Source organism: Streptomyces sp. NPDC059248, from assembly GCF_042753905.1.
Lineage (GTDB): Bacteria > Actinomycetota > Actinomycetes > Streptomycetales > Streptomycetaceae > Streptomyces.
Genome location: NZ_JBHYZV010000083.1, coordinates 21,408 through 31,035 on the forward strand (window position 1 = coordinate 21,408; position 9,628 = coordinate 31,035).

General features: G+C 72.5%; 11 protein-coding genes and 1 pseudogene. All 12 read right to left on the reverse strand.

Annotated features, from left to right (window positions below):
• Window positions 1-36 precede the first annotated feature (36 nt).
• Window positions 37-309, reverse strand: coding sequence for a hypothetical protein (locus ACFXG1_RS27665; RefSeq protein WP_384711063.1), 273 nt, complete (start codon window positions 307-309; stop codon window positions 37-39).
• 112 nt (window positions 310-421) lie between these two features.
• Window positions 422-640 (reverse strand): annotated as a pseudogene (locus ACFXG1_RS27670) (hypothetical protein); the annotation flags it as partial.
• Window positions 641-659: 19 nt separating this feature from the next.
• Entirely contained in the window at window positions 660-1,583 is a 924-nt protein-coding gene (locus tag ACFXG1_RS27675) for a peptidoglycan-binding protein (protein WP_384711066.1), read from the reverse strand.
• Between the two features lie 64 nt (window positions 1,584-1,647).
• Complete coding sequence (locus ACFXG1_RS27680) at window positions 1,648-2,103, reverse strand: hypothetical protein (RefSeq protein WP_384711069.1); 456 nt, start codon at window positions 2,101-2,103, stop codon at window positions 1,648-1,650.
• A complete protein-coding gene (locus ACFXG1_RS27685) occupies window positions 2,103-3,215 on the reverse strand; it encodes a hypothetical protein (RefSeq protein WP_384711072.1) in 1,113 nt (370 codons plus the stop codon). The genes ACFXG1_RS27680 and ACFXG1_RS27685 overlap by 1 nt, the downstream gene beginning before the upstream one ends.
• Window positions 3,212-4,276: a hypothetical protein gene (locus ACFXG1_RS27690; RefSeq protein WP_384711075.1), complete on the reverse strand. Its 1,065-nt coding sequence runs from the start codon at window positions 4,274-4,276 to the stop codon at window positions 3,212-3,214. Before ACFXG1_RS27690 ends, ACFXG1_RS27685 begins: the two co-directional genes overlap by 4 nt.
• An 88-nt stretch (window positions 4,277-4,364) precedes the next feature.
• The gene (locus tag ACFXG1_RS27695) at window positions 4,365-5,285 is read right to left on the reverse strand and encodes a phage distal tail protein (RefSeq protein WP_384711078.1); all 921 of its coding nucleotides are present in this window, start codon (window positions 5,283-5,285) and stop codon (window positions 4,365-4,367) included.
• Between the two features lie 166 nt (window positions 5,286-5,451).
• Window positions 5,452-6,708, reverse strand: coding sequence for a hypothetical protein (locus tag ACFXG1_RS27700; RefSeq protein ID WP_384745010.1), 1,257 nt, complete (start codon window positions 6,706-6,708; stop codon window positions 5,452-5,454).
• Window positions 6,705-7,892, reverse strand: a complete 1,188-nt coding sequence (locus ACFXG1_RS27705; RefSeq protein WP_384711084.1) for a phage tail protein — start codon at window positions 7,890-7,892, stop codon at window positions 6,705-6,707. The genes ACFXG1_RS27700 and ACFXG1_RS27705 overlap by 4 nt, the downstream gene beginning before the upstream one ends.
• Window positions 7,893-7,928: 36 nt before the next feature.
• On the reverse strand, window positions 7,929-8,789 hold the full coding sequence (locus ACFXG1_RS27710; protein ID WP_384711087.1) for a hypothetical protein: 861 nt from the start codon (window positions 8,787-8,789) through the stop codon (window positions 7,929-7,931).
• A gap of 16 nt (window positions 8,790-8,805) precedes the next feature.
• Window positions 8,806-9,126 carry a hypothetical protein gene (locus ACFXG1_RS27715; protein ID WP_384711089.1) on the reverse strand — a complete coding sequence of 107 codons (321 nt, stop codon included), beginning with the start codon at window positions 9,124-9,126 and terminating at the stop codon, window positions 8,806-8,808.
• A gap of 95 nt (window positions 9,127-9,221) precedes the next feature.
• Window positions 9,222-9,521 (reverse strand): hypothetical protein, encoded by a 300-nt coding sequence (locus ACFXG1_RS27720; protein WP_384711092.1) that lies wholly within the window; start codon window positions 9,519-9,521, stop codon window positions 9,222-9,224.
• Window positions 9,522-9,628 lie beyond the last annotated feature (107 nt).

Below are 9,628 nucleotides of genomic sequence, written 5' to 3' on the forward strand. Positions count from 1 at the left end.
GCCCTTCGGGCATTCCCGGGGTACGGGGCCGGAGGTTCAGCGGCCCGTCAGCTGCCAGACCGCGAGGCCGAGCCCGGCGCTCGCGGTGAGCGCGGCGACACTGGCGAGCGGCCAGCGGGCGCGCTCCAGGGAGTCCAGCCGGGACTCCATGTCGGCGAGCTGCTTATCGGTCTGGTCGCTCCGCTGGACCAGGAGCGCGAGGGCTCCGTCGACCCGGGCGAAGCCCGCCTCCAGGGTGCCGCGGAGCCGCTCCAGCTCGACGGCGACTCCGAGGGAGGGGTGCGAGGACGGGGGATCAGAATCGGCCATCGGCACCCCCCTGAACATTGTTGGTGTTGGTGTCGGTGTCGGTGTCGGCTACGGATTCGGGACCGGTTTCCGCTTCGGTGGCCGGCGCGGGGCCGGGGCGCGTACCGGCTTCGCCGTCGCGGTCCGACCCGCCGAGCCAGGCCGGGAGCAGTCGCTGTACGCCGTCGAGCGCCATGGTCCTGGCCAGCGCGCCCGAGACGGCCAGAGCCGCGGCCACCCACGGCAGGGTGCTCGGGATCCCCGAGGCGTCGACGATCGCGGGCAGGGCCACGGCGATGCCCACCGCGGTCTGCAGAACGGTACGGGCGGTCCGCCGGGCGGCTTCGGACATGACTGCCTCCTTCAGATGGTTACTCGGATGACCCGGTGTGGGGGACCTTGAGCGCCTGCCAGGAGGCGTGGCCGGGCCAGCCGTCGGCGTCCGTGCCCCGGAAGCCGAGCTTCCGTTGCCAGCGGGCGTACGACCGCCGGTCCGCGTCGCTCCAGCGGGGCCCGGGGCCGACGGCGTACTCCGAGCAGCCCTCGGCGATCAGCCGCCGGCCCATGGCGGTGATCACCGGGGAGCTGGGCCCGGCCCGGAACCAGGCCGTACCGGGGAACGGGTGGTGCTTCGGTGTACCCGGTCCGCCCGGCCGCGGCGGGGCGGGCTCGCCGGGCCGGTCGGCGAGTCTGCGGGCGATCCCGGCCCGCAGGTCGGGCAGGGTGAATCCGCGGGGGTCGACCTTCCGGTTCGACCACTCCAGATGGCCGATCACGCTCTTCGCGCTCCAGCCGTGGGCCCGGCAGAGCGCGGCCGAGGCCCGGACGATCGCGTCGACCTGGGCGGCGGGCCAGGGGTCCTCGCCGTCACCGAGGTTGACGCACTCGAAGCCGTAGAAGTGGGCGTTGCCGTCGACGGCTCCCCGGCTGCCCTGGTGCTCGTTCGTGGGCGGCGGCCGGGTGCCGTAGCGCTCGTCCGCCACGGCGCGCAGCACGTCCGGATCGCCGCCGCCCGCGTGGTTGGCGCGGCCGTGGCCGACCAGGTGGACGGTGCCGTCCTTGGCGATCACGCCGTGGCAGAGGGGGCCCGGGAGGTCGGGTCGGCCCCGGGAGCACAGGGCGACGGAGGACGCCGTTCCGGAGCCGGCGGTGTGATGGATCATCACTCCGTGCGCGGGGCCCCAGGGTCCCGTGTGATCGCGGTTGTGGGTGCGCCAGCCGGGGCGCTCGACGACCGTGACGCCCTCGGCGCGCAGGGCCGCGAGCAGCCGGGCGGCGGTCAGCGGGGTGGCCATGGGCGTACCTCCGAAGGGGCGGGGGTCATGGGTGGGGCGTGCGGTGGCACGGGTACGCCGCGGTTCACAGCGGGCGTCCTTCGGCGTACAGCACGCCCACGGTCGCCTCGCCCGGTCCTGCGGCCCGGCGGCCCTCGATGTACAGACCGCTTCGGACGGGGAGCGTCAGACCGTGCGGGACGTCGATCTCCAGGGTGGCCGACGCGCCGGTCGCGCTCACCGGGTCGCCGACCGGGACGGTCGTGCCGTCGGCGGCGAGGCGCAGCACCCGGGCCTCGACCGTGGTGCCGGGGGCGGCCAGGAGGCGGACGCCGACCGCGATCCGGGGGCGCTGGAGGGGGAAGTCGCCCTGGAGTACCGGGGTCCACTGCGTCGAGGTGACGGCGATGGGCGCGGGGTAGAGGGCGAGGGGGAGGGGCAGGGTGTTCTGCGGTTGGGTGACGGCGGCCAGGGCCACCCGGTCCAGCCTCCGCCGCATTTCGTTGATCAGGTCGACGAGGTCTTCGGGCAGGGCGGGCATCAGGGCGCCTCCAGATACAGTTCGGCCGTCTCGGGGCGGCCGCGCTGGGGCGGGGACACCTTGATGCCGATGACCCGGTACCGCCGGTCGAGCCCCTCCGGGTGCCATTCGTCGGTGATCCGCAGCCGTACGGTCCGGCTGAGCAGTTCGGGTGCGACGGGGAGGCTGCCGTCCAGCCGCACGGTGACCTCGGGGATGACGACGGCGCCCCGGGCGTCCTGCAGGGTCTTCCAGGCCAGGAAGTCGAGCGGTCCTCTTGTGGTGGCCGACGAGTTCTCGGCGCTGAGGTCGATCTGGGGCCAGCCGGCCTCGATCAGCTCCTCGGCCACCCACTCGCGTGAGGAGACCGGCCGGCCCTCTCCGTTCGGGTCGCTGGAGTGGTTGCCCCCGCGGGCCCGGGAGTGGGTACCGCCGCGGGTCGCGTCGCGGGGGAAGGCGTACGAGAGGATCGTGCCGGGACGGTCCAGTACGAGGTCGGCGGGGCCGCCGTCGAGCTCGGGGCTGCCCAGCCGGAGCAGCCGGGTGCGCTGCCCGGTGACCGGGTCGCGCCGGACGACGATGTGGTGCTCGAAGCCCTTGCCCTGCTCGGCGATCTGGTGCATCGCCTCCTCGTAGGTGACCTCGTCCCCCTCCCACCAGGCGACGCTCTGCTCGACGCCCGAGTCCTCGTACGATTCGAAGACGACACCGATATCGCCGCTGGGCCTCTGCTGCATCAGCCGCCACAGAATCCGGGCGATCTGCAGCTGGTCCCGGCCGCCGCGGTCGACGACGGAGGTGCGGATCCGGCGGCGGGCGGCGTACGAGTCGAAGGTGGCGGCCTGGACGGCGAGAGTGAGGACGCCCTTGTCGTCGGAGGCGGGGGTGGTGGTCCAGACGATGCCGCCCCACCACAGGTCGTTGCCCCGCTCCAGGTAGACCGAGGTACGGCCCTCGACGATCTTCCGGGCGCGGGCGGCGATCCGGGCGTCGGGGACGGGGATGGTGCCGGTGAGGGAGCCACTGCGGCCGATGTAGTCGTCGAAGGAGACGTCCCGCAGGGGGAGGACGTCGATCGGCCGGTCGGTGAGCAGATCGCAGAACAGCACCCGGTAGGGCGTGTCCGTGGTCATACGGCGGCTGCCTCGTAGGTGCCGGAGCCGACGATGTGGTCGGTGGCCTTCCAGGTCCAGGGGTAGGCGCTGTCCACGATGCCGACGCCGGACAGGGCGCCCCCGCGCACCTTGCCGGAGCTGACCTCCACCTCGAACCAGTTGGTGCTGGTGAGGCGGAGCCGGCCGACGGCGCGGTCCGCCGGGGTGGCCGGGGACTGGTCCGCGCCTTGGTGGAGCTCGACGAAGCCGATGCCGTGGGTGGTGCCGGCCGCGGTGACCGGGAGGCTGAAGCGCCAGTTGGTGCTGCCGGTTCGGAAGTTGGTGGTGGTGCCGAAGGCGATCCGTACGTTGAAGTGGACGGTCGTGCCCTGCTGGACGTAGCGGCAGTCGACCGTGGTGTTGCCGAAGACCGGGTCGAGGCCGCTGACCGAGGTCCAGGCGGGGGTCCAGGAGCGCCACGCCGGGGCCGGGGGATAGGCGGTCCAGACGGTGCCGTTCCACCGCTCGAGCCGGGCGCCGTTGTCCCGGTACTGGCCGGTGTAGAGGCCGTCGAAGCCGTGAGTGGGGACGATGCCGCCCAGTGCGGCGGTGGGGTAGCGGCGATTCTCGACCGCGGTCGACCAGTTGATGGACGCGGCGTTCCTGGGCACCGTGACGGTGAACAGGGGCAGGGCGCCCGCCGGGGTCGGCGGTTCGACGGGCGCGGTGGGGGCGACCTGACCCTGGACGACCTTGATCACCGCCTGGGTGGCGCCCGTCTGGTCGTAGGGGCTGTCCTGGATCTCCAGGACGATCTTGTCCCGGCGCATGCCGTTGGGGTCGCCGGGGCTGATGGTGACGGTCTCCGGCTCGGTGACGGCCACCAGATAGGCGCCCTGCCGGTCGGTGGTCTGGACGATCGCGCGGCCGGTGTTGATGGTGCACTGCATGGCGTTGAGTCCGGCGAGGTGGAGGCCGCCGGGGACGACCCCGCCGCGGGAGGCCAGCGGGCCGATCGGGGTGAGCAGGGCGGAGGTGGCGAGGCGGGTGTCCTCCTGGGTCTGGCCGGTGGGCGCGTGCCAGACGGTACGGATGGTCATGGGTGCTCCTCGGGTCTGTGGTTCATCGGGTCGGCGGGGCGGCGGCGCCACGCCGGGCCTGCGGGGTGTCGGGACGGGCTCGGGACCCTCACCACTCGGCGCTGCGCCACCACACGGAGACGGTGGATTCGGGTTCGGAGGAACGCGGCCGGTACGACAGCTCGTTCACCCCGGGCCCGAGGGTGAACAGCTCCTCGGGGCTGCTGTCCGGCGCGGCCGTGTGGCGGCGGGACGCGGTGCCGTTGAGGGTGACCGTGCCCTCCGAGGTGTCCACGGCCAGTTCGTCGTCGACGCCGAGATCGATCAGGTAGCGCAGGCGCCGGGTGCCGCCCCGGTAGGTGAGCAGAGGGTTGGAGCAGGGGCCGCGGAAGGTGATCACGGGGTGGGACGGCGCGCTTCCGTCGTTGACGATCCGAAGGTCGCCGCTGCTGGTGGGCGTTCCCCAGTCGAGGGGCCAGGCGACGGGCCAGCGCAGGCCGACGGCGGGCAGGGGGGCCGCGGTGCTCCGGACCTGGGCGTCGACCGCGTACCTCCGGGGGTCGGTGGCGACCCACTGGACGCTCACCCGGCCGACGCCCTGGGCGACCAGGTTGCGGTCCGCGGGGATGACCCGCTGGGTGACCCTGGCCCGTACCGCCAGCGTCTCGCCGGCCAGCCGGACCGCGAGCCACTGCTCGGTGTCGGAGAGCGCGAGGGCGCGGCGCAGGGTGCGCAGGGTGTCCGCCGGGGCGGCGCCGGGGGCGGGCAGCAGCCAGATCTGGCCGCCGAACCGGCGCGGGCGGGCGTACTGCAGCCCGGTCCAGGCGCCGTGCGCGGTGGGACGGTCGGCGTCCGTGGTGTCGGCGTCCGGGAGGTCCTCCCAGCCGGTGAGGCCGGTGCGGTCGATCTCGTACGGCGTACCGGGGCCGAGGAGCAGCCCGCCCCACTGGATCTGCCCGTCGCGGGTGATCAGTGAGGCGGGTGTGGCGCCGTTGTCGGCGTCCACGGGGGGTGCGACGGGGGTGGCCATGGGCCGTCACCTCCTGGGGAGACGGTGCGGAGAGGTCGATGGGCCGGCGGGCCGGCGGGGCCGGGCCGGCGGGGGTGCGGATACGGGTGCGCGACCCGGTCCTGTGCGCCTCCTCGGCGGTACGGGGCGGAGCCCGGGGCGTCGTACGCGGTACGGGCCCGGGGCCTCATGCCGTAAGGGCGAGGAAGAGGAGGTCCTCGGCGATCTCGTGGGGGCCGGCGCCCGTGTCCTCGCGGAAGGTCTCCAGGTGGCGCCGTCGGCCCGTCGGTCCGGACTCGCGCCGGTCAGGTTCGGCGGCCCGCAGTTCGGGCACGTCGCCGAGGGGAGTGACCGGGCCTCCGCGGGCGCCGTGGGGCGGGTGGACGAGACCGCCGTCGGCGAGGAAGAAGTCCTTCACCTTCTTCCCGGCCTCTTTGAAGCCGGAGAAGTCGATATTCCGCACTTCGTCGATGAACCAGTTCACGAAGTGGGCCGGGGCCGAGAGGACCCCGACGAAGCTCTGGAAGGTGTTCACGACGGACTCCGCCGCGCCTTCGAGCAGGTCGGCCGTGGCGTCCTTCACCCCGCTCAGGCTGGAGGGGATCGTGTCACGGACCCACTCGACGAGGGGTTCGACGGCCTTCTGGAGCGCTTTCCAGGGGTCGCGGACGAGGGCGGTGACCGCGTCGGTCGCGCCGCGGATACCGTCGCGGGCCGCGGTGAGGCGCTCCGACACCTGCTTCCGGATGGACCGCACCGGCTCCTGAACCCTCGTCTTCAGGTCGTCCAGCGCGCCGCGGGCCGCTTCACGGGCGTTCTCGACGACCGGGGCGACCTGCTGCCCGATCCACTCGACGCCCTTCCGGAACGCCTCGAACGCCTCCTTCGCGTACCGCTTGGTCTCCTCGAAGTTGGTGACGAGGAGGATGATCGCGTCGATCGTCAGGAACACCGCGATGGCGGCTCCCCCGAAGGGGTTGCTCGCCGCCGCGGTATTGATGGCGATCATGGCGACGGCGGTGGCGATGAGCCCGCCCGCGATGACGTTCATAAAAGGTCTGATGATGTCGAACGCCCCGCCCACCAGGGCGGGCAGCGGGGCGACGCGCTCCCCGGCGGACGACAGCGACCGGGCCGATCCGCCCGATCTGCGGGCGGAGCGCTTGACGGCCTCCAGCCGGCCGGCCGCGGTGGTGGCGTTCCGTCCCAGGGCGCGGACCTGGGACGGGGCGGCCTCGGCGCGGGCCCGGAGGTCGTTGACGGCGGGCCCGGCGTCCGTGACGGCGCTCCTGAGCCGACGGACGGAGTCGGTGCCGGTACGGGTGGATTCCCGCAGGCCGCGTACGGAGCCGGCGGCCTGGGCGGCCCGGGTTCCGAACAGGCTCATCGGCCCGGCGGTCCCGGCGAGCGGATGGACGGCGGAAGCGGCGGCGTGCGCGCTCATCCGCGCGCCTTCACCAGGAACATCAGCGCCTTGGCCGTGGCCCGCGGGTCACTGGTGGGAGCGGCGTGGTAGTGCTCGATGTGGAAACCGGCGCCCGGGTCTCCGGCGCCCGATCCCTCCCGGGCCCGCCGGGCGGTGTACCGCAGCAGCCGGGAGAGCTTGGACAGGGGCAGGACGGCCTCGGCCTCCCCGGCCTCGGCGATGATCGCCGGGACGCCGCCCGTTCGGGGCGCCACGACACCGCCTTCGGCCAGCCGGGGGATGGCGGAGAACTTGGGGAGGCCCCTGCCCCCGATGAGGGGGACCCAGTCGGGAACCTTGAAGCTGAGGGAGTTGAACGCCCGGATCGCGCCGTTGACCAGGTCGATCACACTGTTGATCGGGGACCTGACCTTGTCCTTGACCGCACCGAAGGCGTCCTCGGCGATGCCGGAGAGCTTTCCCCACGCCTTGGAGATCTTGTCCTTGGCGGTGCTGAAGGCGTTCGGGACGTTCTTGATGAACTCGGTGACGGGCTCGATGTGGCCCTGGATCCTCTCCCAGATCTCCTTGACCTTCGCCCGGGCGTTGTCGAGCTTGTCCCGGATGTTGTCCTTGACGTTGTTGAAGCCGTTCTTCACGGACTCCTTGACGTTGCGGACGGTGTCCGTGACCTTCTTCTTGATGCCGTCGTAGGTGTCCTTGACGCTCTTGCCGAACGCCTTGATCTTCGGCAGGGCCTTCTCGCTCACCTTCTTGACGGCGTTCACGATGCCGTCGAACGCCTTCTTGACCGCCTTCCTCAGCCCTTCCGACCGGAGGGCCAGATCGATGATCCCCTCCACCAGGGAGAGGATCAGCTCGGTCAGCCGGACGAAGAGGTTGCCCCGCATGGAGCGGTTGAGCCCGTCCATGCCCCTCTTGGCGTTGTCGGCGCCGCCCTTGAACTTGCCGACCTGGCCGCCGCCCTTCTCGCCGGCCTTGCCCAGGTCGTCGACGGTCCTCTTGGCGCGGTCGGAGTTGTCCCGGAGCTTCTTCACCTCCTTGGCGGCGTCCTTGGCGGCGTTCTTGAGCTTCTTGACGCCGCCCTCGCTGTTCTGCGCGCCGGTCTTGAGGCCGTTGACGGCGCGCCCGGCGCTGTCGGACCGGTCCTTGAGCGTTTTGAGGGAGCCGTTGGCATTGTTGAGTGCTCTGACGAGAGACATCGGGAGTCTCCTTCGTTCTCCGTTTCCGGCGGCGGGTCAACGCCCGTCGACGGCCCGGGTGAGGGCGTTCGCGTCCTGGGTGACGGTGCGCAGGTCCGGGGTGGTGGTGGCCCGACCCCCCGCCCCGGGCCGCGTGGTGGCACGGGCGGCGGTTCTGGCGGCGGCGCGCCCTGTCGTGGCACGAGCGCCCCCGGGGGATCGGTTCTGGCGGTCGGTCCTGTTCTGTCCGCCCCGGCTCCGGTCGCCTCCGCCGCCCGCGCGCACGGTGTTCCGCGCCGTGCGCGTCCGGCCTTCTTCGAGTGCCGCTATACGGCTGTTGAGCAGGTCCATATCGCGTTGCGCCCGGTCCATGGGGGTGCGCCACGCGCGGTCCTCGTCGCCCGGGGCGAGGCCGATCCGGGCCCGCCGCGAGCCCTCCCGGGCCTGCGGCAGCTGATAGAAGCGCCGTCTCCGCCGCTGGTCCGGGTCCTCGCCGGGCTCCGGGGCCGGGGCACCGTGCAGCCAGCGGCGGAGCATGTTCCCCGCTCCGTAGAACGGTCTGCGAGCGACGTTGTTGATTTTTTCCGAGAGGTCGAAGAGCGACAGGTCTATCTTGAAGAGCACCAGACCGAGGGCGAGGAGGAGCACATCGGGCTGGGTCTTGACCATCTCGGGGCTGATCGTGAACGGACCGATCTGCGTTCCGCCGCCACCGCCCCCGGCCGGTTCGCCCCCCTGGGCCTTCACCCACTTCTGGGTGGCCAGCGGTTCGCCCGGCCGGCCGCCCTCCTTCAGCGCCTCCTTGTGGACCTGTTCGGCGGTGAGGAACGGGGCCGCGGCCTTGTCCGCCTTCTTCTCCAGCGCGGCCTTGAGGTCGGCTATCTGCTGTTCGACGCCGGCTTCCTTTGCATCTGTCACGACCGCTCCTCGCGGGTCAGCTGAAGAACCGGGCCAACTCGGCCGGGTCGGGCGGGCTCACGTCCCCCGCCGGCGCCCCGGGGTCACCGGGCGCGCGGTCGTCCGCGTCCTCGCGCTCCCCGGGCAGCCCCGGGCGCGGGACCGGCTCCGGCGGATCCGGCGGTTCGTCGGAGTGGACGGAGGTGAACATCCAGTTGGCGACGGCCAGATGGTCGACCGCGGCGGCCAGCAGGTAGTCCGTCACGGACCACTCCGCCGACTCCCCGTCGATCTCCCGGCTCACCGCGCTGTCCGGCGGGAGGTGCTTGATCAGTACCGAGAGCCGGCGGGACGACATCGCGCCCCGGTGCCAGTCGAGAAGGTCGGCGCGGTAGTACCGCAGCAGGTCGGCTTCGAGTGCCTCGGCGTGTTCGTCGACGAACGCGGCGAGGCTCAGTCTTCCCCCACGCCGAGCCCGGTCTCCTGGCCGTAGGCGTCGAGGACGGCGGCGATGTCCTGCATGGTGACGTCGTGCTCCGCGAAGCGGGCGAACTGCTCTTCGCCCATCAGCAGGGCGAGCAGTCCGTCGACGTCGTTGTCCTCCAGCTTCCGCAGCGCCTTGGCGGTCGCCCGGTGGATCTCGGTGGGGAGTTCGAAGGTGTCGCCGTCGAGGTGGAAGGACCAGGTGCGGCCGTGCGCCTCTTGGCGCTGCGCCCGGGCGGCGTTGATGTCGAAGTCGGCCGTGTGAGCCATGGGGTTCTCCTGGATCGGGTTGATCGGGATAGGGGGGAGTACGGGGCGGGGGGGGGCCCCCCGCGGGGTCCGCCCCCCCCCCCCCGGGGGGGGGGGTGTTATAAAAA